At 37.7% G+C, this 22,175-nt stretch carries 22 protein-coding genes; 7 read left to right on the top strand and 15 right to left on the bottom strand.

Features of this window, described 5'->3' with window-relative positions:
• Window positions 1-51 precede the first annotated feature (51 nt).
• Window positions 52-1,218, top strand: coding sequence for an efflux RND transporter periplasmic adaptor subunit (locus tag J663_RS12635; RefSeq protein WP_033850065.1), 1,167 nt, complete (start codon window positions 52-54; stop codon window positions 1,216-1,218).
• Window positions 1,215-4,322 carry an efflux RND transporter permease subunit gene (locus J663_RS12630; RefSeq protein ID WP_033850062.1) on the top strand — a complete coding sequence of 1,036 codons (3,108 nt, stop codon included), beginning with the start codon at window positions 1,215-1,217 and terminating at the stop codon, window positions 4,320-4,322. The genes J663_RS12635 and J663_RS12630 overlap by 4 nt, the downstream gene beginning before the upstream one ends.
• Window positions 4,323-4,402: 80 nt before the next feature.
• On the opposite strand, the gene J663_RS12625 is transcribed toward J663_RS12630, so the two are convergent.
• From J663_RS12625 to pqqA, 8 genes are all read right to left on the bottom strand, one after another.
• A complete protein-coding gene (locus J663_RS12625; protein ID WP_016806236.1) occupies window positions 4,403-4,639 on the bottom strand; it encodes a hypothetical protein in 237 nt (78 codons plus the stop codon).
• Between the two features lie 252 nt (window positions 4,640-4,891).
• Complete coding sequence (locus tag J663_RS18995) at window positions 4,892-5,068, bottom strand: hypothetical protein (protein WP_002113575.1); 177 nt, start codon at window positions 5,066-5,068, stop codon at window positions 4,892-4,894.
• 579 nt (window positions 5,069-5,647) lie between these two features.
• Window positions 5,648-6,700 (bottom strand): dipeptidase, encoded by a 1,053-nt coding sequence (locus J663_RS12615; RefSeq protein WP_033850060.1) that lies wholly within the window; start codon window positions 6,698-6,700, stop codon window positions 5,648-5,650.
• A gap of 18 nt (window positions 6,701-6,718) precedes the next feature.
• Complete coding sequence (pqqE, locus tag J663_RS12610; RefSeq protein WP_033850058.1) at window positions 6,719-7,873, bottom strand: pyrroloquinoline quinone biosynthesis protein PqqE; 1,155 nt, start codon at window positions 7,871-7,873, stop codon at window positions 6,719-6,721.
• The gene (pqqD, locus tag J663_RS12605) at window positions 7,870-8,154 is read right to left on the bottom strand and encodes a pyrroloquinoline quinone biosynthesis peptide chaperone PqqD (protein WP_004792407.1); all 285 of its coding nucleotides are present in this window, start codon (window positions 8,152-8,154) and stop codon (window positions 7,870-7,872) included. The genes pqqE and pqqD overlap by 4 nt, the downstream gene beginning before the upstream one ends.
• Window positions 8,151-8,909: a pyrroloquinoline-quinone synthase PqqC gene (pqqC, locus tag J663_RS12600; RefSeq protein ID WP_002113690.1), complete on the bottom strand. Its 759-nt coding sequence runs from the start codon at window positions 8,907-8,909 to the stop codon at window positions 8,151-8,153. Before pqqC ends, pqqD begins: the two co-directional genes overlap by 4 nt.
• An 8-nt stretch (window positions 8,910-8,917) precedes the next feature.
• Entirely contained in the window at window positions 8,918-9,829 is a 912-nt protein-coding gene (gene pqqB / locus J663_RS12595; RefSeq protein WP_033850055.1) for a pyrroloquinoline quinone biosynthesis protein PqqB, read from the bottom strand.
• Window positions 9,830-9,903: 74 nt separating this feature from the next.
• Entirely contained in the window at window positions 9,904-9,978 is a 75-nt protein-coding gene (pqqA, locus tag J663_RS18990; RefSeq protein ID WP_001982218.1) for a pyrroloquinoline quinone precursor peptide PqqA, read from the bottom strand.
• Between the two features lie 249 nt (window positions 9,979-10,227).
• Between pqqA and J663_RS12590 the strand changes: the two genes are divergently transcribed.
• Window positions 10,228-12,018, top strand: a complete 1,791-nt coding sequence (locus J663_RS12590) for a bifunctional metallophosphatase/5'-nucleotidase (RefSeq protein ID WP_033850053.1) — start codon at window positions 10,228-10,230, stop codon at window positions 12,016-12,018.
• 66 nt (window positions 12,019-12,084) lie between these two features.
• Here J663_RS12590 and J663_RS12585 read toward each other — a convergent pair whose 3' ends face one another.
• The 7 genes from J663_RS12585 to J663_RS12555 all read right to left on the bottom strand — a co-directional run bounded on the left by J663_RS12585 (window position 12,085) and on the right by J663_RS12555 (window position 17,486).
• Window positions 12,085-12,486 carry a transcriptional repressor gene (locus J663_RS12585; protein ID WP_005069251.1) on the bottom strand — a complete coding sequence of 134 codons (402 nt, stop codon included), beginning with the start codon at window positions 12,484-12,486 and terminating at the stop codon, window positions 12,085-12,087.
• 503 nt (window positions 12,487-12,989) lie between these two features.
• Complete coding sequence (locus J663_RS12580; protein ID WP_033850051.1) at window positions 12,990-13,652, bottom strand: isochorismatase family protein; 663 nt, start codon at window positions 13,650-13,652, stop codon at window positions 12,990-12,992.
• Between the two features lie 67 nt (window positions 13,653-13,719).
• Window positions 13,720-14,490: an SDR family oxidoreductase gene (locus J663_RS12575; RefSeq protein ID WP_033850050.1), complete on the bottom strand. Its 771-nt coding sequence runs from the start codon at window positions 14,488-14,490 to the stop codon at window positions 13,720-13,722.
• Window positions 14,491-14,848: 358 nt separating this feature from the next.
• Window positions 14,849-15,469, bottom strand: a complete 621-nt coding sequence (locus J663_RS12570; RefSeq protein WP_002113565.1) for an ATP-binding cassette domain-containing protein — start codon at window positions 15,467-15,469, stop codon at window positions 14,849-14,851.
• Between the two features lie 4 nt (window positions 15,470-15,473).
• Window positions 15,474-16,166 carry a molybdate ABC transporter permease subunit gene (modB, locus tag J663_RS12565; protein ID WP_033850048.1) on the bottom strand — a complete coding sequence of 231 codons (693 nt, stop codon included), beginning with the start codon at window positions 16,164-16,166 and terminating at the stop codon, window positions 15,474-15,476.
• On the bottom strand, window positions 16,163-16,948 hold the full coding sequence (modA, locus tag J663_RS12560; RefSeq protein ID WP_033850046.1) for a molybdate ABC transporter substrate-binding protein: 786 nt from the start codon (window positions 16,946-16,948) through the stop codon (window positions 16,163-16,165). The genes modB and modA overlap by 4 nt, the downstream gene beginning before the upstream one ends.
• A gap of 187 nt (window positions 16,949-17,135) precedes the next feature.
• The gene (locus J663_RS12555) at window positions 17,136-17,486 is read right to left on the bottom strand and encodes a winged helix-turn-helix domain-containing protein (protein ID WP_000664122.1); all 351 of its coding nucleotides are present in this window, start codon (window positions 17,484-17,486) and stop codon (window positions 17,136-17,138) included.
• Between the two features lie 220 nt (window positions 17,487-17,706).
• Between J663_RS12555 and antA the strand changes: the two genes are divergently transcribed.
• The 4 genes from antA to J663_RS12535 all read left to right on the top strand — a co-directional run bounded on the left by antA (window position 17,707) and on the right by J663_RS12535 (window position 22,161).
• Window positions 17,707-19,122, top strand: coding sequence for an anthranilate 1,2-dioxygenase large subunit (gene antA / locus J663_RS12550; protein WP_033850044.1), 1,416 nt, complete (start codon window positions 17,707-17,709; stop codon window positions 19,120-19,122).
• A 2-nt stretch (window positions 19,123-19,124) separates the two neighbouring features.
• On the top strand, window positions 19,125-19,616 hold the full coding sequence (antB, locus tag J663_RS12545) for an anthranilate 1,2-dioxygenase small subunit (RefSeq protein WP_033850042.1): 492 nt from the start codon (window positions 19,125-19,127) through the stop codon (window positions 19,614-19,616).
• A 5-nt stretch (window positions 19,617-19,621) separates the two neighbouring features.
• Window positions 19,622-20,656 carry an anthranilate 1,2-dioxygenase electron transfer component AntC gene (gene antC / locus J663_RS12540; protein ID WP_078225326.1) on the top strand — a complete coding sequence of 345 codons (1,035 nt, stop codon included), beginning with the start codon at window positions 19,622-19,624 and terminating at the stop codon, window positions 20,654-20,656.
• Between the two features lie 446 nt (window positions 20,657-21,102).
• Window positions 21,103-22,161, top strand: a complete 1,059-nt coding sequence (locus tag J663_RS12535) for an AraC family transcriptional regulator (protein ID WP_033850040.1) — start codon at window positions 21,103-21,105, stop codon at window positions 22,159-22,161.
• The last annotated feature ends 14 nt before the right edge of the window (window positions 22,162-22,175 follow it).

Raw genomic sequence — 22,175 nt, 5'->3', positions numbered from 1 at the left:
CACACATCAAAAATAATGCCAGCATCTAGAAGTCCATTAGGTGTTATAAAAGTGCAAAAGCATTTTTTAGTTCCATTCGTTTTATCTTTCGGTCTTGTATTACATGGCTGTGGCAATGAACAAGTAAGTGATCAAACACAAGTATCTACGGCTAAGGTTACCGTTATTTCAATTCAACCGCAGTCTATTAACTTTAGTGAAAATCTACCAGCGCGCGTTCAAGCTTTCCGAACTGCCGAAATTCGTCCTCAAGTTGGCGGTATTATCGAAAAAGTTTTATTCGCTCAAGGTAGTGAAGTTAAAGCTGGGCAACCTCTATACAAAATAAACTCAGAAACATTTGAGGCTGATGTAAATAGTAATCGAGCTGGTCTAAATAAAGCTGAAGCAGAAGTAAACCGACTAAAAATACAACTTGAACGCTACCAGCAACTTTTACCAAGTAATGCGATTAGTAAGCAAGAAGTAAGTAATGTCGAAGCGCAATATCGACAAGCGATTGCAGATGTTGCTCAAATGAAAGCATTATTAGCTCGACAAAATCTTAATTTACAGTATGCGACAGTGCGAGCACCAATTTCCGGACGTATTGGTAAATCATTCGTAACGGAAGGCGCTTTGGTTAGTCAGGCTGATAGCAATACTATGGCGACTATTCAACAAATTGACCGCGTTTATGTCGATGTAAAGCAGTCTATTGGAGAATATGAACGCCTACAGGCGGCTCTACAAAGTGGTGAGTTATCAGCCAACAATCAAAAAGCTGTACAGATTTTGAATAGTTTGGGACAGCCCTATAACGTTACAGCAAAAATGCTGTTTGAAGATATAAATGTGGACCCTGAAACTGGGGATGTCACCATCCGTATTGAAGTGAACAATCCTGAAAGAAAATTACTGCCGGGTATGTATGTCCGCGTTAATATTGAGCGTGCTTCGGTTCCTCAGGCCTTACTCGTGCCAGAACAAGCTATTCAGCGTAATATGAATGGCGATCCTCAAGTTTATGTAGTGAATGCCAAAGGTGGCGCAGATGTTCGCTCAGTAGAGTTAGGGCAACAATATGAGCAGTTTTATCTCATCAATAAAGGGCTGAAAGCAGGCGAAAAAGTTGTCGTTGAAGGTATAGAGCGTATCCAGCCCAACCAAAAACTAGCAATTTCAGCATGGAAAGCGGCCTCAACAGAAAATACGGTGAAGCAAGGAGATGCTAAATGATGTCTCAATTCTTTATTCGCCGTCCTGTTTTTGCATGGGTAATTGCAATTTTTATTATTCTATTTGGTGTGCTGAGTATTCCAAAGTTACCCATTGCACGCTTTCCGAGTGTCGCTCCACCCGAAGTGAACATTACAGCAAGTTATCCTGGCGCTACTCCCAAAACGATTAATGATAGTGTAATTACCCTCATTGAACGGGAAATGTCAGGAGTAAAAAACTTACTCTACTATAGTGCTACAACGGATTCGTCAGGAACCGCTGAAATTACCGCGACATTTAAACCCGGTACCGATGTGGATATGGCGCAAGTCGACGTACAAAACAAAATTAAAGCGGTTGAAGCACGCTTACCCCAAGTCGTCCGCCAACAAGGCTTAGCTGTAGAGGCATCTTCCTCAGGCTTTTTAATGCTTGTCGGTTTAAACTCACCTAACCATCGTTATTCAGAAGTCGATTTGAGTGATTATCTGGTACGTAATGTGGTCGAAGAGCTTAAACGTGTTGAAGGTGTCGGAAAAATTCAGTCTTTTGGTGCCGAAAAAGCGATGCGAATTTGGGTAGACCCAAATAAATTAGTTTCTTATGGTCTATCGATTAGCGATGTAAATAATGCAATTCGTAACAATAATATCGATATTGCACCAGGTAGACTTGGTGATCGTCCTCTAGTTAATGGTCAATTAATTACTATACCTTTATCCGCTCAAGGACAGCTTGAAAATGTAGAGCAGTTCAAAAATATTAGTCTAAAGAGCAATATTAGTGGCGCCAATATTAAGTTGTCGGATGTAGCCGACGTAGAAATGGGTGCTCAGTCATATAATTTTGCGATTTTAGAAAATGGTAAACCTGCAACAGCTGCGGCTATTCAGCTGAGCCCTGGTGCGAATGCAGTAAAAACAGCAGATGCGGTAAAACAGAAACTCGAAGAGCTAAAAGTAAATTTACCTGAAGGCATGCAATTTAGCATTCCTTATGATACTGCGCCTTTTGTTAAAATTTCGATAGAAAAAGTTGTTCATACATTAATTGAAGCCATGGTTTTGGTCTTCATTGTGATGTATTTATTTCTTCATAATGTTCGCTATACCTTAATTCCTGCGATTGTTGCTCCAATTGCTCTGCTTGGTACGTTTACCATCATGCTTTTAACAGGTTACTCAATTAATGTGTTAACCATGTTCGGCATGGTGCTTGCGATCGGGATTATTGTCGATGACGCGATTGTAGTCGTTGAGAATGTAGAACGAATTATGGCAACCGAAGGTCTATCGCCTAAAGAAGCGACTTCAAAAGCCATGACAGAGATTACCAGCCCGATTATTGGTATTACTTTGGTACTGGCAGCCGTATTTTTACCAATGGCTTTAGCAAGTGGTTCGGTCGGTATTATTTACCGCCAATTTACCATTACGATGTCAGTCTCAATTTTATTCTCGGCATTTTTAGCTTTAACGCTCACCCCTGCACTTTGTGCAACCTTATTAAAACCAGTTGATGCAAATCATCAAAAGAAAGGTTTTTATGCATGCTTTGATCGTAGCTTTGATAAAGTCACAAAAAAATATGAAGCGATTTTACTTAAAATCGTTAAACATACTATTCCGACTCTAATTATTTTTGTGGTGATTACAGGTTTAACTTTTGCAGGCATGAAATATTGGCCCACTGCTTTTATGCCAGAGGAAGATCAAGGCTGGTTTTTAACGTCGTTCCAATTACCTTCAGATGCGACTGCTGAACGTACAACAAAAATTGTGAAAGATTTTGAAGGCCATTTAAATGAGCAGTCGGATGTTAAAAGCAATATTTCAATTATGGGTTGGGGATTTAGTGGCGCTGGCCAAAACGTTGCACTCGCTTTTACAACCTTAAAAGATTTTGGCGAGCGTGATAAATCTACTACTGACTATACCAACTTCATAAATGCAGAAATGGCAAACAGTAAAGAAGGTACAACTATGTCTGTACTTCCTCCGGCCATTGATGAATTGGGTACATCTTCAGGCTTTAGTTTGCGTTTACAAGACAAAGCAAATTTAGGAATGCCTGCTTTAATTTCGGCCCAAGAAAAGCTCATTGAAATGGCGGCACAAAACAAAAAGTTTTATATGGTTTACCCAGAAGGTCTACCTCAAGGTGACAATATTAGCTTGAAAATCGACCGCGAAAAACTAAACACTCTAGGAGTAAGCTTTGCTTCTGTTTCGGATATTATTTCGACCTCAATGGGATCGATGTATATCAATGATTTTCCAAATCAAGGCAGAATGCAGCAAGTTATTGTTCAAGCCAATGCAAAATCACGAATGCATTTAAAAGATATCTTGAGTTTGAAGGTTGCAGGCGCAAACGGACAACTGGTGTCTTTATCTGAGGTCGTGATTCCTCAGTGGAATAAGTTGCCACAGCAATATAACCGCTACAATGGCCGACCATCATTAAGTATAGCTGGAGTGCCTAACATAGGGGTATCTTCAGGTGATGCGATGCGAGAAATGGAAAAGCTGATTGCCAAACTTCCTCAAGGTATTGGTTATGAGTGGACAGGTATTTCATTACAAGAAAAGCAATCTGAATCTCAAATGGTATTCCTTATTGCTTTATCAATGTTAGTCGTGTTTTTAGTTTTAGCTGCACTTTATGAAAGTTGGTCAATTCCATTATCTGTCATGCTTGTTGTTCCCTTAGGAATCTTTGGTGCAGTATTAGCCATTATGTTAAGAGAAATGCCAAACGATATTTTCTTCAAAATTGGTCTCATCACTATTATTGGTTTATCTGCCAAGAATGCGATCTTAATTGTTGAGTTCGCAAAGATGCTCAAAGAAGAAGGCATGACTTTAATTGAAGCAGCCGTTGCAGCAGCAAAGTTACGCCTACGCCCAATTTTGATGACTTCCCTTGCCTTTACTTGTGGTGTTATCCCATTGGTCATTGCAACTGGAGCAAGTTCGGAAACTCAGCATGCATTAGGTACAGGGGTATTTGGAGGTATGATATCTGCCACCATCTTGGCCATCTTTTTTGTTCCCGTGTTCTTTATTTTTGTGTTGGGAGCTGCAGAGAAACTATTTTCCAAAAAGAAAATTAATTCTTAGTTAAATACATTGAGGCGAAACGTATCTATGTTTCGCCTCAATGACTTAGAAATATGAAAAATGTACTTACAGAAAAACGATTAAGAATTAAGGACTTTAAAGACTTTACCTGTTCTAGGATGAGCAAAGCTATTATCTGGATCTAAATTGATGACTTTATCCGAAATCACAATTTTAGAAAGTGGTAACCAGCTCTGTTCCAGTTCAACGTCTATAAAGTTTTTTTCATTGATATTTTCATAAATTTGTTCGACAACGATTTCCATACCACACATACTTTTAGCATTCACTTCTTTTAAGATATGGCGTTTTGACATACTAGTCTCCATTTTTTTATTATCCGCATCGACAATAATAAAGATTGCACTGATACAATATGTAAATTTTAATAATGAAAGTGTTTTCTTTGTTCTAATCATATTTTTGTAATAATTAAATGAATAGTTGAGTGATTATTTAATTTAAATATTATTTTTAAGTTAATCTATTCAATGTAAATATTACTTATTAAAAAATTTACTTTTAATCAAAATTAAAGGGTTCATTAACTGAACCCTTTTTATTTAATTCTAAACTTGTACTGCGTTATCCAGCGAACCATCATCTTTATTTTTAGCAGTGTCTTTACTAATCAATGAGTCTGTATCACTATCTGTGGTAAAGCTTTTGCTATTTTTTTGCTTTTTCTTGTACATACACATCCCAATCGCGATACCTGTTCCCAATACTATAATTGACTTTAACATTTTGCACCTCTTCGATTAACGGAGTAACTTTTGAGAAATTAGCTTAAATTAATAGCATAAAATTTGTTATTTAACGGCTTTCATTTGCTCCGCTTTTGTAAGGTGTTTATTTTTTATGTTAATTGAAGAGTAAAATAATCCCGAAAAATAAATTTTGATACAAAGCAAAAAGCCTATTCTAAAAAAGAATAGGCTTTTCACTGTATTTCAGGATTAAGCAGTATTATGAATCGCTTTATGCAATCTTATTATCTTTAAACATACATTACAAATGTATTTAATGCTGAACTTTTAGTCAAGATGGGATTGAGGGTTTTTACCAATAATTAGCGATTATTGTGATGAATGTCACGTTTATATAATTAGGATAAGAAAAAACCCATTTCTACTTCTCATAAAGAAATGGGTGATGTGAAAACCACAAAAGACCTGAAATACCAAATGTTCTTACATTCAGTAAGGTTGAGTGTAGTGAATATACCGAATGGTTGACAATTAAACTATTTGTATTTTTTTTAGTCATTTCGGCCAATAAAAAAATAGTTATGATTCTGTAGATTAACTCTGTTTAGTCATTCATTATTGACCAAAAACTCTATAAAGCACCCTAACCCAATTATTAAGACATATATTTTCAATCAGTGTTTTTGAATAACCACGCTGTTGCATACGTTCAATTAAGTGATGTAGGCCTGTCACATCTTCAAGTTCAGTACCTATAAGTGCACCATCGAAGTCTGAACCAAAGCCCACATGTTCTTCGCCCAAATGATCCATTAAATATTCTAAATGTTCCAAAATTACATCAATCGATGTATCTGCATTGCGTTGTCCATCCGACCGTAAAAAAGCGACATCGAAATTTACGCCTACCATCCCTTTACTTTCCCTTATTGCTTTGAGTTGTGGGTCAGTTAAGTTGCGAGCTTGAGGACATAAAGCATGTGAATTAGAGTGGGTTGCTACAATTGGCTGCTGCAATATATCTACAGTATTCCAAAAAGCTTTCTCATTCATATGTGAAACATCAATCACCATCTTTTTATTGGCACAGCGTTTTATAAAGTCTTTGCCATCACTCGTGAGACCTGCTCCAGTGTCAGGTGAGTGCGGAAACTTAGCATTTAAACCATGTCCAAAGCGGCTAGGTCTATTCCACAGGGGGCCAATACTACGCAAGCCTCTTTCATAAAATACATCGAGTAAATCAGGATTTTGTTGTAAAGCTTCTGCACCTTCCATATGCAATACAATTGCTAGCTTTTTCTCAGCTCTGCAATCTTGAATATTTTGAACCGAGGTGCAAATTTTAATATTTTTAGAATACTGAGCAAGTTGGTGAGCTAAATCAAGTTGTTCCAAGCAAATTTGTTCAATTTGCTGTTGCGTAAAATCAGAAGCATTCTGATCAAATAATTTATTGGAATGATGCTGTTGCACATAGCTATATGGCGGTAAAAAAATTGCAAACATTCCACCAATAAAACCAGCTTCTTGACAGCGTTTTAAATCAAGATGGCCCACTAAACGTTCATGAACAAAAGCATGTACAGGATCTGGATAGTCACTTAGCCATAAGCGTGTTAATGCGTCATTATGTCCATCAAAAACTGGAATATGGCTAGGCTTCATGAGTATTCCTGTTAATTGCTATATGTCTGTAATTGTGTGGACTGGAATATTTTGGGTGGCGCTTAAAGATTTAGAGTTTCTACTATTACGGAAGACTAAATTTTGTAGAGGTGCAACCAACTGACTTTCTGCCCGTGCTTGTTCAATCATTTGATGATACGGCGATTTCCCACATACAGGATCGGCATTAGCCGCATCTCCAGTCAACATATAGGCCTGACAACGACATCCGCCAAAGTCACGATCTTTATCGGGACAGCTACGGCACCCTTCTGGCATCCATGCATCGCCACGGAAATGATTGAATCCGGTTGATTTGTACCAAATATCTGACAATTTATGTTCGCGGACATTTGGAAACGAAATGGGCAGTTGTCGTGCTGCATGGCAAGGTAGCGCCATACCATCTGGAGCAACCGTAAAGAAGATTTTACCCCAGCCATTCATACAGGCTTTTGGTCGTTCTTCATAATAATCAGGCACTACAAAAATGAGTTTGCAAGGGTGATTTTGCGCTTTTAATTTTTCTCGATATTCATTGGTAATCCGTTCTGCACGTGTCAGTTGCTCTTGTGTTGGTAATAAACCTTGGCGGTTTAAAAAAGCCCAGCCATAAAACTGACAAATTGCCAACTCGACTGTATCTGCATTGAGTTCAAGGCAAAGTTCAATGATTTGTTCAATCTGGTCAATGTTATGTCGATGAATAACAAAGTTAAGGACCATCGGATAATCGTATTTCTTAACCAATCGGCACATTTCATATTTTTGTTCAAAAGCATGCTTTGAACCTGCCAAGGCATCGTTTACCACAGGATCGCTAGCTTGGAAGCTCACTTGAATGTGGTCTAAACCCGCTTGTTTTAGATCGGCAATACGTTGTTCGGTAAGACCCATGCCTGAGGTAATTAAGTTGGTATAAAACCCTTGCTGATGAGCATGTGCAATGAGTTGTTCTAAATCTTGACGTACCAGTGGTTCACCGCCAGAAAAGCCGAGTTGAACAGCACCCATCTGACGTGCCTGATCAAAAACGCCAAACCACTCTTGGGTGGTTAGTTCATTTTTATGCTGAGCGTAGTCTAATGGGTTTGAGCAATATGGGCATTGTAGCGGACAACGATAAGTTAACTCCGCTAATAACCATAAAGGCAGGCCAACACCTTCTGTCATACTAAATCAATCCAGTGTTGCTGCTTTGCGACCAGCATGTAATCCACTACATCTTGATCAATCTCAGCAATATCACCAAATTTTTGCTTTAACTGAGCAATAATTGCAGAAACATTTTGCTGCCCATCAATATATTGTCCAATTGCCCCTGCACTTTCATTTAATTTGATCATGCCTTCAGGATATAAAATCACAAAACCATTTTGAGCTGGCTCGAACTGAAAACGGTAACCTTGTCGCCATGTTGGCACAAGGTTTAAATCAAACTGCTCTTTATTCATTTAAATAGTCCTTTGTGCCAAACTCGTTTGCTTGTCACGCTGTGATATGGTGCTTCATTGTGAACATATGCCAAAGTTAAAGCATCTAAAATGCTCCATAAAATATCCAGCTTAAACTGTAATATTTCCAGCATTCGTTCTTGTTGCTCAAAAGTTGTAAATGAATCAAGCGTAATTGTTAAACCATGTTCAACATCACGGCGTGCCTGACTTAAACGAGAACGAAAATACTCATAGCCTTTATCATCAATCCATGGATAATGCTGCGGCCATGAATCAAGTCGTGACTGATGAATTTGAGGAGCAAAAAGTTCTGTTAAAGAACTGCTTGCTGCTTCACGCCATGAAGCACGACGTGCAAAGTTCACATATGCATCTACTGCGAAACGTACACCCGGCAAAACTAATTCTTCGGAAATAACTTGTTCACGACTCAAGCCAACAGCTTCGGCTAAGCGTAACCATGCTTCTCGACCACCACCATCTGGATATTCACCATCTTGATCGATCATACGTTGAATCCATTCTTGACGAACTCGTTGATCAGGGCAATTTGCCATAATCGCCGCATCTTTAAGCGGAATATTAATTTGATAGTAATATCGGTTTGCAACCCAAGCCTGAATTTGTTGCTGGGTGGCTTTACCTTCATACATCATCACGTGAAATGGATGATAAATATGATAATACTGGCCTTTATCGATAATGGCTTGTTTGAATTGTTCAGTCGTTAAAGCTTCAGGTGTTTGAGTCATGTTTCACCTTAGAGTTCAATCTGCATGCCATCATAGGCAACTTCTACACCATTTGCTTTAAGCTCAGCAAACTGGCTAGAGTTTTCATTTAAAATTGGATTGGTATTGTTAATATGAATTAGCACTTTTTTAGGTGTACTCAACTGGTTTAAATAAGACAATGAACCACCTTCGCCACTAATATATAAATGCCCCATTTCACGGCCAGTTTTAGTTCCAACCCCTGTTTGTTGCATTTCATCGTCTGTCCAAAGCGTACCATCAATCATGACACAGTCTGAACTCTGCATAATCTGCATGATTTGTTCGTCAATTTTTCCAAGACCTGGCGCATAGAACAACTGCTTCTGTGTTTTATGATCTTTAATAATTAAAGCAATATTGTCGCCGTCATGTGGATCATTTCGATGCGGTGAATATGGTGGCGCAGCACTTTTAATAATTAAAGGCAAAAATTCTAAATTTTCGAAATTATCAATTTTAAAGGCTTGTTTAGGATTAATTTCATGGTATTGAAGACCACCATTCCAGTGTTTGAGCATATTAAAAACTGGAAAGCCGCTCGTTAAATCTTGGTGGACCATTTCTGTACACCATACATTCATTGGGCAACCTTCACGTAAGGTTAAAAGCCCAGTCGTATGGTCTAACTGACTGTCCATTAAAATAACGCTTGTTATTCCTGTATCACGTAATTTACGCGCTGGTTGCGCTGCTTTAAATTCGAAAAGTTGCTGACGGATATCAGGTGATGCGTTTAATAAAACCCAGTCTGTCCCATTTTCAGAAACAGCAATTGATGATTGAGTACGAGCTTTGGCTTGGATTGTACCTGTGCGTACACCATGACAGTTCGGGCAATTACAATTCCACTGCGGGAACCCGCCTCCGGCAGCTGAACCTAAAACATAAATATACATAAAATTAATATCTTATTAGAAAGAGATAAGCCCTAGAACAAGACTAGGGCTTATGACATATTTGATGAAACTGATTAACGTGCTTCAAAGTACATTGTAACTTCAAAACCAATACGTAAATCAGTAAAAGCTGGTTTAGTCCATTGCATAAATTATCTCCGGTTCATATTAATCTTATGAAATGAATCACTTGATTAAGATTTATAAGGCAATTAAAAATTTATTCTAAATAAAAAAATTGGGTTTGTAGACCACCCCTAGCTAAGATATTGTTCGATAATTGTGTTTTTTGTCCAAATTTTAATATTTCGAACATATTTACTTATTGGGTCTTTCATCAAACATTCATACTAAAAGCGTATTTTTTTATCCGTCTTAATTGATCAAACGATAAAAAAATGAAAAATTTAACAATACTTTTTAAAGTAACAACACTTTCTCTGGCTGTAGCATTATTGGCGGGATGTAATGACGATGATGATAATGACACAGCACCACCTGCCCAAAGAAGCAATCAAACCGTAAATATTTTAGCTTTTAATGACTTTCACGGAAATCTTGAGCCACCTAAGCGTTATGTCGAGGCACCAAATCCAAATGATGCTGCTCAATCTGTTCGTATTCCTGTAGGAGGAGTGAGTTACTTTGCCGATGCAATTAAAAAACTTAAAGCAGAAAATCCAAATAATGCTGTGGTTTCGGCAGGCGACTTAATTAGCGCCTCTCCTCTCACCTCTTCTTTATTTTTAGATGAACCAACCATTGAAGTCATGAATGATATTCAAATTGACTTTAATGCTGTAGGTAACCATGAATTTGATCGGGGTACAGACGAATTACGCCGTTTAAAAAATGGTGGATGTCAGCAATATACCAGCACTGCACCTTGTCAAATTAATAAAAATTTTAGTGGTGCAAAATTTGATTTCCTTGCTGCTAACGTCGCAATGAAAAATGACGCTAGTAAAACAATCTTCCCAGCCTATAAAGTTAAAACTTATGGTGGAATTCCAGTCGCATTTATTGGTTTAACTCTTAAAGCGACGCCAAGTATTGTTTCTGCGGCAGGTATTAAAGACGTTGAGTTCCGTGATGAAGCAGATACAGTAAATGCGTTGATTCCTGAATTAAAAAAACAAGGAATTGAAGCGATTGTAGTCGTTGTCCATGAAGGTGCGGCGCCAAGTACGAAGCTCAATCAAAAAACATGTGATGGTTTAAGTGGTCCGATTTTAGGAATTTTGGATAAGCTTAATCCAGCAGTTGATATTGTTGTTTCAGGTCACACACATCAATCTTATATTTGTGACTATGCAACAAAAAATCCGGCTAAACCATTCTTACTTACTTCAGCTGGACAATATGGCACGCTCATTACTGACATCAAGATTGAATTAGATGGTAAAACTGGTGATATCATTAAAAAAGATGCGAAACAGGTTCCTGTACAAAGTGAAGCATATACGTCTGGTACAACCACAGTAAGTCTTACAGATCTCTATCAAAAATTTAGTAAAACCCCAAGCATTGAAGCGATTTTAGATAAATACCGCCAAGCTGTGACCACCATTTCAAGTCGTGTGGTTGGTACATCTACTGCCGTTGTGAGCCGTACTCAAGTCGAAAGTGGTGAAAGTCCGCTAGGTATTATGATTGCCGATGCTCAGCAAGCGGCTGCCTTAAAAGCAAGTAATCAAGGCTCAGACTTTACGCTAATGAATCCAGGTGGTGTGCGTGCGGATCTACTCATTAATAGTAGTAACCAGATTACCTTTGGCGATGTTTTTGCAGTTCAACCTTTCGGTAACTCTATTGTGACTTTGAGCTTAACCGGTAAACAGATTAGAGATGTGCTTGAACAGCAATGGTCTGGTGCAAATGCAAATTCGCCTAGAATTTTACAACCGTCTAAGGAGTTGAGTTATCAATATGCGGCAAATACATCTGTTTCACCACGAGCAAGTAATATTATGATTGCAGGTTCGCCGTTGGTTGACACTAAAGTGTATCGCGTGACGGTAAATAGCTTCTTGGCAGATGGTGGTGACAACTTTACGGTATTAAAAGAAGGCCAAAACCGTGTCGGTGGTGGTCAAGATATTGATGCGCTTGAAAACTATGTTGCTGAAAACTCTAAAGATTCACCCTTAACTATTCCAGCTACGACTCGAATTAAAGTTATCAAGTAACTGATTTAATGAGAATAAAGGACAGTATGATGCTGTCCTTTATTTTTATGGCAGTTTAAAAGATTTTTATTCGGTATATAGATTGAGCTCAACACTACTGATATCGACTCCGGTATTTGCAAAAATAATATCAGTAACCTCATGAAGTAATTCTTTAACTTTGTCATGTTCAAAGTTCAAGGCTTCAGAGGTTTTGAGCGAAATGAGGTTACAACTCATCTTGTCTTTTCTAAGCTTATAAATACTTTTACTTTTTCCTAAAAACACCCTTTTGATGAGTTTACGGTTTTCAAATTCCGACAAGATTCGATAAATCGTTCCTAGCGTTATTTTATGTTCATTTTTAATTTGCGTATAAATACTCACAGCACTTAAGCCTTGTGGATTTTGATTTAAAATTTCAAAAACCTGTATTCTTGATTTTTTTATTGGTAGTCCATTTAATAATGATTTTGAAGTTGCTGTCATGATTAATTAACCTTAATGTTGAAAAAATATAGAAATTTTTTAAATTATTTTGTCTATACTTACTTGAAAATTATGGAAATGATTTGATGTATAAATCAGAGCTTATTACCCTATAAATAAGCTTTGAGCTGATTATAAGATTCTGAATAATTTAATATTATTCCTAATTCACTATCTACATGTACGCACTTGGCGAATAAAAGAATTCTTGAGCTGAACCATATTGCGACCCTCTTCATTAAGTCATTTTTCGACCTTATTCTATATAATGATTAACACATGATAAATATTATCATTTATGTTTAGCGGTGTATCATATACATATAAGTTTTAATATTCAATATTAAGTAATTATCAAATACATAATGATAACCATTATATATTACTGATTAAATGATGATGAGTTGCATCAATTCTCTATTATAAGTATTCATTTCCACCCATATAAAAAGCAGATCGATGATCTGCTTTTTATATTTTAAATAGAATAAGTTAAATGACTATTATGCTAAGGATGGTACATCTTGTTCTTGCATCCATGCATGAATCACTTGTTGTGTTGTCATGACTTGAGCACATCGTGTACTAGCATATTTTAACGCCATATCGTGCTCTTCTCGGCTAAAGTCAGCTAGTGCATCACCACATAAGAATGGTTGGATGTTTAGCATAAAAGCTTCAGCAGCACTCATAAGACAACCAATATGTGCATATACCCCGCAGATAATCAGTTGATCGCGACCAGATTCCCGCATGAGTTGTTCGAGAGGTGAAAATTTAAAAACACTATATCTCCACTTGGTAAGAACCGTATCATTTTTTTGAGGTGAAATTTTTGGCAAAATCTGTGTAAAGCTCGGCTCGTTCTTTAAACCAGGTCCCCAAAAATCAGTTAATAACTGTCGATGTTCAGGTGATTGATTGCCGGGTTGTGCTGTATAAACAACGGGAATATTAGATTGGCGAGCAGCATCAATTAATGCTTTGGTGTTTTTAATTAACTCTGGAATAGGTTCTTGAGTTAAGTCATAGAAATCTAAAAAATATTGCTGCATATCATGAATCAATAAAACAGCTCGATTGGTATTCAATAACCAATTTGTTTTGTTGGGAGTAAATTCATGGGCTTGGGGCATACTATAACTTGCAATCTTTGGAATACTCATTAGTATTTTCCTTTTCTATCTTTCAAAATATTTTTAATTTCAGATGGTTGTTGTGCTGAAGTAATCTTTAGACTCCAAGTGTAGCTCCCCCATCTACCACTATTTCTTGCATCGTAATTTGGGCGGCTTGGTCCGAGAGTAAAAAGATCACGGTATTGGCAATATCATCTGGTTGCGCGAGTTTTCTTAAGGGAATACCTGTTCGGTACTGGCTCAAATCACCATCAATTACTGCAGGTGGAGGTGCATTATCTGTCCAGAGTTGTTGCTGCATTTGAGTGAGAGTAGATCCAGGTGAAACAATATTCAGCCTGACTTGATAAGGCGCGATTTCAAGTGCCAGATTGCGACAAAAATGACTCAGTGCGGCCTTAGTGGTGGCGTACATACCAAGTTGCATACGCGGCATACGCGCACTATTTGAACTAATAGTGACAATGCTACCCCGCCTTTTTGCACAAAAATGTTTAGCAACTTGTTGGCTGATCGCGATAGGTGCCATGACATTGACCGCAAAAAGTGTTTCCCAATCTTCCGTTTTGGCTTCAAGCATGGAGCGCATAATTAATACTCCTGCTGCATTTACTAACCCCGTAATTTCGTATCTTTCTAAAAGCTCTGAAATTAAAGTTTGTGTTTCTTGTTGATGGGTAATGTCTTGTGAGATGCCTTGCCATTGTGAAGTTTGATCTGGCGTTATTGTTTTGCTGATATCCCATTGTTTAGGATTTTCTTGTCGGTCAATACCAATAACATGATAGCCCTGATCTAGTAGTTGCTTGGCAATAGCCGCTCCTATCCCTCTTGCAGCACCTGTGACCACGATGGTAGAGCGCATGTGGATACTCCAATTTATATTATAAAGAAATCTATAAATATAATTGCAAATAATTATCATTCTTATCAAGAGTAAATTAAAATAAAAGATTAATTTATGATCTTAGGCAAATGAGCTTTAGCTTAAAATTTTAAATTAAATTGTTGTTTTATATTATTTTTATTAAATTAGAAGGTCAGAAATATTTTATTGTTAATAATCATTTTCAATAAGGCAGGTTTTGATTTATTCGGCTAAAATCTGATTTATGGTTTATCAAACCTAGTAACTTTTAGGGTTCAATCTCCAGCAGGCTAAGAATGAGTTCTCGATAATCCTGAATCTTGTAAGTTTGGAAATGCGTATAAAAAATGAAAAATTATAGAATCCACATTGTTTCGGTCAGTTGTTTAATCTCTTGAATATCATGACTCACATAAATCATTGGAATTTTTATTTCCTCTTTTACTTTCTGAAAAAAAGGAATAATTTCAGCTTTATGATTCGCATCTAATGCTGATAAAGGCTCATCTAGAAGTAACAGTTTAGGTGAATATAACAATGCTCGACCTAGTGCCACGCGCTGTTTTTCCCCTCCTGAGAGTTTAATGGGCATACGTTGTAATAAGTGCCCTAACTTTAATAACTCAATAATATAATCTGCTTCAAAGTGACGTTCTTGTTGGGAAAGATGCTTAAGACCAAATAATAAGTTTTGCTTTACCGTTTTATGCGGAAAAAGCTGAGCATCTTGAAAAACCAATCCAACATGTCGCTTTTGGGTGCTCAAATTAATGTTTTGATCTGAATCAAACCATGTTTGATCCTGTATTTTAATGAGTCCATTACGCGGAGTATTCAGGCCTGCAATGGCATGTAAAATCGATGTTTTACCTGAACCCGATGCACCGAATAGTCCAATAACAGCAGCATCTGACTGGAAACTAGGTTCAATATGAAATTGGCCCATTTGTAGCTCAAAACGGCAATCAATCAACATAATTTTACCGCCCTAAGCGCTTCTTTTGATAACGATGAAACCACTGTGCAAACCATAGCGCTAAAAAAGCCACACTCAACGATAAAACAATAAGCCGTTGAATAGCGGCCTCGGTATCGGGTTGTTGCATTAAGCTATACATGGCTAGAGGCAAAGTCCGTGTTTCATTTGCAATATTACCTACAAAGGTAATGGTGGCCCCAAACTCACCTAAACTACGGCAAAAACATAAAATAGCACCAACTAAAATGCCACTGCTGGCAAGAGGTAAAGTGACATGAAAAAATGCCCCTAAAGATGAAGCTCCTAATGTCTTTGCTGCCATTTCTAAACGCTGATCGACCAATTCAATTGCTAGTCGAATAGATTGCACCAGTAGCGGGAAACCCATCACTGCCGAAGCAAGAACAGCGCCTTTCCAGTTAAATGCAAAATCAATTCCGAGCGGTGCCAAATATTGCCCAATAATGCCGCGACTGCCAAAAACTTGCAAAAGTAAATAACCAGGTACAACTGGTGGAAGTACCAAAGGTAAAAATACCAATGTTTCAATGAATGATTTACCCCAAAACTCTTTACGTGCTAGAAACCATCCCACACAAATCGCAGGAATAATACTAACTACAAGACAACTCGCTGCCACCTTACAAGAAAGTTGTAGCACGCTGAGCTCTTCTGGGGTTAAAGAAAACATCATGGTTTTACTGGAGCCAACACGCTAAAGCCATATTTTTTAAAAACAGCTTTGGCTTGATTGCTTTGTAAAAATTGATAGAACTTTGCTGAGTTTGAATTCTTTTTAACTATCCCTACAGGATAAATAATTGGTGAATGCGTATTTTCCGGAAATACACCAGCTACATTCACATCTTTACTAATTGCAGCGTCGGTTGCATAAACAATCCCAACCTGACATTCACCACGTGCAACAAAGTTTAATGCAGCTCGAACATCTTCTGTTTCGACTAGTTTTGGCTCAATACGACTCCACCAACCTAAATTAGTAAAAGCTTGTTTAGCATATTTTCCTACAGGCACACTTTTGGTATCCCCTGTACAAACCTTTCCTGTAAACACTTTATTTGGATCAGTCGTTTTATCTAGTTTTATGTTTAATGACTGCCCTTTTGGGGTAATTAACACCAAACGATTACCTAATAAATTTATACGGTCATTTGCTGCAACTCGTTTTTTATTTTGCAGATAATCCATCCACTGGGTATCTGCTGAAATAAAAATATCAGCTGGTGCTCCAGCTTCAATTTGTTTAGCTAAGGTTGATGAACCAGCATACGAAGTTTTAACTTCTACTTTATTTTGTTTTTCATAAATTTTTTCTAAATCATTAATTGCATTGGTTAAGCTCGCTGCTGCATAAACGGTAACCGATTCAGCCTTGGCTGAGACATTAAAGACCAATCCGATGCTGAGGACTGAACAGGCTAAAGCCAATTTTTTTATCTTCGTATCACTTACCATTATTTTTACCTTTTGTCGTTTTTGCAGCGATATATACCCAAGAATATAGCGCTACATGAAGATTATGAAAAGCATAATTCATTAACTATAGATGTCTGGAATGCAGCAGTGCTTTTTCAGCACGTAATTTGAATTAAGCAAAAGCTATACCAAATTAAAAGATTTCATGCCTAAACAACCTTTTATCTTAACCTTTTAAATAGCTACTCATAATTTGATAATCATGTTCTAAGGCTTGTCGAGCATTGATTTCCATTTGGCGGTAATGTTGTAAGACTTTCTGGCCCAAAGCTGTGACAGCTGCCCCACCACCATGTGTTCCGCCTGTTTGCGTTTCCACTAAAGCTGTTTCAAAGCATTGATTCATGGTGTCGACTAACTGCCATGCACGGCGGTAGCTCATATTCATAGATTTTGCGGCTTGTGAGATCGAACCAGTTCTCTCAATTGCTTCAAGTAAGTCTGCTTTACCCGGACCAAATGCAATATTTTGCTCTAAAAGAATTCTAATTTGTAATTTTAAGTTTTGTTCTTTCATAGACTTAGTTCACAAAATTTCATTTTATGCTTCTTAACATTATAGGGAACTTTGATAGGTTAAAACACATACAAATTTAAGTCTCTACTCTTTCATAAAAAGAGTTCATTTAAAAAATCAAAACTGCACAAAGTGGATAAAGATCTGGAAAAAACGGATAGAGGCTAAGGCCTAATCGCGGTTCAATCAGTTAAAAGCTGATTGATTAGAGGATTGAGCAATGACCTCATCTAATTTAAAACAATGGAATGATTTTGTAGATGGATGTATCGACTTCCGTCCTAATGATGGCGTGTTTCGTATTGCACGCAATATGTTTACCGAGCCTGAACTATTTGACTTGGAAATGGAACTTATTTTTGAAAAGGTTTGGATTTATGCATGTCACGAAAGTGAGATTCCAAACAATCATGATTTCCTAACAGTTCAAATTGGTCGTCAACCGATTATTGTGAGCCGTGATGGTAAAGGCGAATTACACGCGATGGTCAATGCTTGTGAACACCGCGGTGCGACCTTAACACGCGTTGCTAAAGGCAACCAATCTACATTTACTTGTCCGTTCCACGCATGGTGCTACAAGTCAGATGGTCGTTTGGTGAAAGTCAAAGCACCTAGTGAATATTGTGAAGATTTTGATAAATCAAGCCGTGGTTTAAAACAAGGCCGTATTGCCAGCTATCGTGGCTTTGTATTTGTAAGCCTTGATACTCAAGCAACAGATTCTCTAGAAGACTTTTTGGGCGATGCAAAACTGTTTCTTGATTTGATGGTTAATCAGTCGCCAACAGGTGAACTAGAAGTACTTCAAGGCAAGTCATCTTATACCTTTGCAGGTAACTGGAAACTACAAAATGAAAATGGCCTAGATGGTTACCATGTCAGCACTGTTCACTATAACTATGTCTCTACAGTTCAACATCGTCAGCAAGTCAATGCATCAAAAGGTGAAGAACTTGATACGCTTGACTATAGCAAGTTAGGTGCCGGTGACTCAGAAACTGACGATGGCTGGTTTAGCTTTAAAAATGGCCATAGTGTTTTATTCAGTGATATGCCAAATCCGACAGTTCGTCCGGGCTACAGTACAGTTATGCCATATATGGTTGAAAAATACGGTGAAAAATATGCTGAATGGGCAATGCATCGTTTAAGAAACTTAAACTTGTACCCTAGCCTATTCTTTATGGACCAAATTAGTTCACAGCTTCGTATCGTTCGTCCTGTGGCATGGAATAAAACCGAAGTCATCAGTCAATGCATTGGTGTTAAAGGTGAATCTGCTGAAGCACGCCGTAACCGTATTCGCCAGTTTGAAGATTTCTTTAACGTATCGGGCCTTGGTACACCAGACGATTTAGTTGAATTCCGTGAACAGCAAAAAGGTTTTCAGGCACGTCTTGAACGTTGGAGCGATATTTCTCGTGGTTGTCAGTCTTGGGAATATGGCGCGACCAAAAACTCGCAAGACTTAGGCATTCAACCCGTCATTACTGGCCGTGAATTTACCCATGAAGGACTCTATGTAAACCAACATGGGCACTGGCAACGTCTAATGCTCGACGGCTTAAACAAGAAAGCCTTGAAAATGCAGGATATTACTTTTGAAAATAATGCCGTAATGGATGAGGTGTAACCATGTCACAAGAACTACATTTTGCTGTATCTCAGTTTTTGTACAAAAAGGCAGAGCTTTGCGATGCTTATGACTGGGATGCCTACCTAGATCTTTACGATGAAGATAGTGAATATCATATTCCACAGTGGATTGATGACCATAACTATGTTCAAGATCCAAATCAGGGCTTGTCTTATATTTATTATGCGGACCGTACTGGACTCGAAGACCGTGTATTCCGTATTCGTACAGGTAAAGCAGCATCTGCAACGCCGTTACCACGTACTTTGCACAGCATGAATAACATTCGAGTTAAAACACTGGAAGATGGATTAATTGAAGCAAAAGTTGCATGGCAAACGCTTTATAACCGTCAAGGTTTAGAAGGCTGTTTTTACGGACATGCTACTTATCTTTTACGTCAAACAGCAGATGGTTTCCGCATTCGTCGTCAGCACAGCATTTTGCTGAATGACAAAATTGATTCCGTTTTAGACTTCTATCACGTTTAAGGGGAATGAAAATGGGACATTCAGTTGCACTTAACTTTGCCGATGGCAAAACCTTTTTCATTTCGGTAAATAACGACGAATTGTTGCTTGATGCAGCAGTTCGCCAAGGAATTAACCTACCGCTAGACTGTCGTGAAGGTGTTTGTGGTACCTGTCAGGGTCAGTGTGAAACTGGTATTTATGAACAAGAATATGTTGATGAAGATGCATTAAGTGAACGTGATTTGGCTGAGCGTAAAATGTTAGCTTGCCAGACGCGTGTGAAATCAGATGCAGCTTTTTATTTCGATCATGATTCTGCTATCTGTAACGCGGGTGATACTTTAAAAATTGAAACCAAAGTGACTGCGGTTGAGCTGGTTTCTGAAACAACAGCAATCTTACATCTTGATGCAAGCAGTCACGCTGAACAACTTCAGTTTTTGCCGGGTCAATATGCTCGTTTGCAAATACCGGATACTGAAGATTGGCGTTCTTATTCTTTTGCAAATAGACCAAATACAACCAATCAATTGCAATTTCTCATTCGTCTCTTACCAGACGGTATTATGAGTAATTACTTGCGTGATCGTTGTCAGGTTGGACAAAGCCTACTTATTGAAGCGCCGCTTGGTAGTTTCTACTTACGTGAAGTAGAACGACCACTGGTTTTTGTGGCGGGTGGAACAGGTTTATCAGCTTTCTTGGGAATGCTAGATAACTTGGTGGATCAACCGAACTCCCCTGCCGTTCAGTTGTATTACGGCGTAAATAATGAAACTGACTTGTGTGAACAACAGCGTTTACATGCGTATGCTGAACAGCTACCAAACTTTAGTTATCACCCGATTGTAACTAAAGCAACTGAAACATGGCAAGGTAAAGCAGGCTATATTCATGAGCACTTGAATAAAGATCAATTGGCCGAGCAGGCTTTTGATATGTATTTATGTGGTCCACCGCCAATGATTGAAGCTGTTAAAAATTGGTTAGATGAACAATCTTTGCAAAACTATCGTATTTACAGCGAGAAGTTTTTACAGAGTAATACATCACGTTGAAGTATAAATAATTTAAAAACCACTAAACCTGAAATCATTCAATATACTCTTATAAGGGGTATATTGAATTTTTGCATTTAAATTAAAAGTTTTTATATATCAATAATATAAAATAATAAATTCCGACAAAATAAATTGACCAGCTCACTCGGATTTGCTATAAATTTTGATAGATCTTAAGGAATAAGATCATGATGAGATTAACTTATAGCACCTTTTATATCCCCCTATTCTATTTCTCGAATGTATTAAATTGATGGACAAAATCCGAAGTAAAAATTTGAGAAAATCACATTAATTAGCGGATAAATTGGTCTGTATTTTGCTTATATCTCATTGTAATTTGCGAGTAACTTAATTTTTTTAAGTGCCGTATTTACTGTTGCAAAGCTAAGGTTTCACATATTTTGCACAGTAAATACAGGAGTGAGCCAAAAGGGATAAATATGAACCAAGCCAACTCCCCAGAACTCAGTGGGCGTCATTTTCAAAATGAGTCTATCTTTACCAATCATAATCTGGTGTTTGATCACCACGATTTAAGCGAAACCTGCCGAAATGTAGGCCAAATTTTTAAACCACATGATCTTAAAATCTCTCAGCAGAAGCGAGATTTCAGTGCAACCATGCACCATGTTAAAACAGGCGCATTGTCTATTAGTCGCTTGGAATATGGCGCGGATGTCATTATTGAACCAGATCATCTGGATAACTTTTACCTAATTCAAATTCCAACTCAAGGCTACGCAGAAATCGAGTTTGGTTCACAAAGGTTTATTTCTTATTCTCAAGTTGCATCTCTTATTTCTCCTCAGCAATCGTTACGTATGCGCTGGCACGCGAACTCACCGCAGCTCATTCTAAAAGTGTCAAAGAATGATTTTACTTACCATTGCCGTCAGCACATTGCCGATTCAGAGAACAACTTACTCGTTTTTGATCCAAAATTGGACTTTTCTACACAAAGTGGAGCCTACTTTTTACAGCTCGTTAGAACATTAATGGATGCTTTAGCATGTGAGCAACATCCACTCCATCATCCTTTAGCTTTTAAACAGTTTGAGTCAAATTTGTTTAATGCACTTATTTATGGTCAACCCAATAACGCATTACATAAGTTTGATCATTATAAAGAAAAAACCGTCTCTCCTTATTTCGTGAAGCGTACAGAAGCCTATATTAAAGAACATTTACATGAGCCGCTTAATGTTGAAATTTTAGCTGAACATGCTGGCGTGAGCGTAAGAACACTATTTACTGGTTTTAAAAATTATTTGGGGACGACCCCAATGTCTTATTTAAAAGAATTACGCTTTGAACAAGCTCATCTAGAGCTGATGCATAATGAAAATCTATCGGTCACAGACGTTGCATTTAAATGGGGATTTACTCACTTAGGCCGTTTTTCTCAAGAATATAAACGCCGCTATGGTGAGTTACCTTCGTCTACTCGCCGTTCTGGTCACAATGAAGGTTCAGGCTTAATTACTTCAATTTTTTCTTAAGTTTAAAATAGACG

Origin of the sequence: Acinetobacter sp. 826659 (assembly GCF_000588515.1) — a bacterium.
GTDB lineage: Bacteria > Pseudomonadota > Gammaproteobacteria > Pseudomonadales > Moraxellaceae > Acinetobacter > Acinetobacter pittii.
Note: the sequence above shows the minus strand (reverse complement) of the source record. Positions and strands in the feature narration are given on the sequence as shown.

Excerpts from the sequence above, each read along its gene's own strand:
- antB (WP_033850042.1), top strand. The coding sequence starts at position 19,125 with ATGTCACAAGAACTACATTTTGCTGTATCTCAGTTTTTGTACAAAAAG.
- J663_RS12575 (WP_033850050.1), bottom strand. The coding sequence starts at position 14,490 with ATGCGCTCTACCATCGTGGTCACAGGTGCTGCAAGAGGGATAGGAGCG.
- pqqB (WP_033850055.1), bottom strand. The coding sequence starts at position 9,829 with ATGTATATTTATGTTTTAGGTTCAGCTGCCGGAGGCGGGTTCCCGCAG.
- J663_RS12535 (WP_033850040.1), top strand. The coding sequence starts at position 21,103 with ATGAACCAAGCCAACTCCCCAGAACTCAGTGGGCGTCATTTTCAAAAT.
- J663_RS12615 (WP_033850060.1), bottom strand. The coding sequence starts at position 6,700 with ATGAAGCCTAGCCATATTCCAGTTTTTGATGGACATAATGACGCATTA.
- pqqC (WP_002113690.1), bottom strand. The coding sequence starts at position 8,909 with ATGACTCAAACACCTGAAGCTTTAACGACTGAACAATTCAAACAAGCC.
- J663_RS12585 (WP_005069251.1), bottom strand. The coding sequence starts at position 12,486 with ATGACAGCAACTTCAAAATCATTATTAAATGGACTACCAATAAAAAAA.
- J663_RS18995 (WP_002113575.1), bottom strand. The coding sequence starts at position 5,068 with ATGTTAAAGTCAATTATAGTATTGGGAACAGGTATCGCGATTGGGATG.
- J663_RS12570 (WP_002113565.1), bottom strand. The coding sequence starts at position 15,469 with ATGTTGATTGATTGCCGTTTTGAGCTACAAATGGGCCAATTTCATATT.
- J663_RS12580 (WP_033850051.1), bottom strand. The coding sequence starts at position 13,652 with ATGAGTATTCCAAAGATTGCAAGTTATAGTATGCCCCAAGCCCATGAA.
- J663_RS12625 (WP_016806236.1), bottom strand. The coding sequence starts at position 4,639 with ATGTCAAAACGCCATATCTTAAAAGAAGTGAATGCTAAAAGTATGTGT.
- modB (WP_033850048.1), bottom strand. The coding sequence starts at position 16,166 with ATGATGTTTTCTTTAACCCCAGAAGAGCTCAGCGTGCTACAACTTTCT.
- J663_RS12590 (WP_033850053.1), top strand. The coding sequence starts at position 10,228 with ATGAAAAATTTAACAATACTTTTTAAAGTAACAACACTTTCTCTGGCT.
- J663_RS12555 (WP_000664122.1), bottom strand. The coding sequence starts at position 17,486 with ATGAAAGAACAAAACTTAAAATTACAAATTAGAATTCTTTTAGAGCAA.
- J663_RS12630 (WP_033850062.1), top strand. The coding sequence starts at position 1,215 with ATGATGTCTCAATTCTTTATTCGCCGTCCTGTTTTTGCATGGGTAATT.
- pqqD (WP_004792407.1), bottom strand. The coding sequence starts at position 8,154 with ATGAATAAAGAGCAGTTTGATTTAAACCTTGTGCCAACATGGCGACAA.
- antC (WP_078225326.1), top strand. The coding sequence starts at position 19,622 with ATGAAAATGGGACATTCAGTTGCACTTAACTTTGCCGATGGCAAAACC.
- antA (WP_033850044.1), top strand. The coding sequence starts at position 17,707 with ATGACCTCATCTAATTTAAAACAATGGAATGATTTTGTAGATGGATGT.
- modA (WP_033850046.1), bottom strand. The coding sequence starts at position 16,948 with ATGGTAAGTGATACGAAGATAAAAAAATTGGCTTTAGCCTGTTCAGTC.
- pqqE (WP_033850058.1), bottom strand. The coding sequence starts at position 7,873 with ATGACAGAAGGTGTTGGCCTGCCTTTATGGTTATTAGCGGAGTTAACT.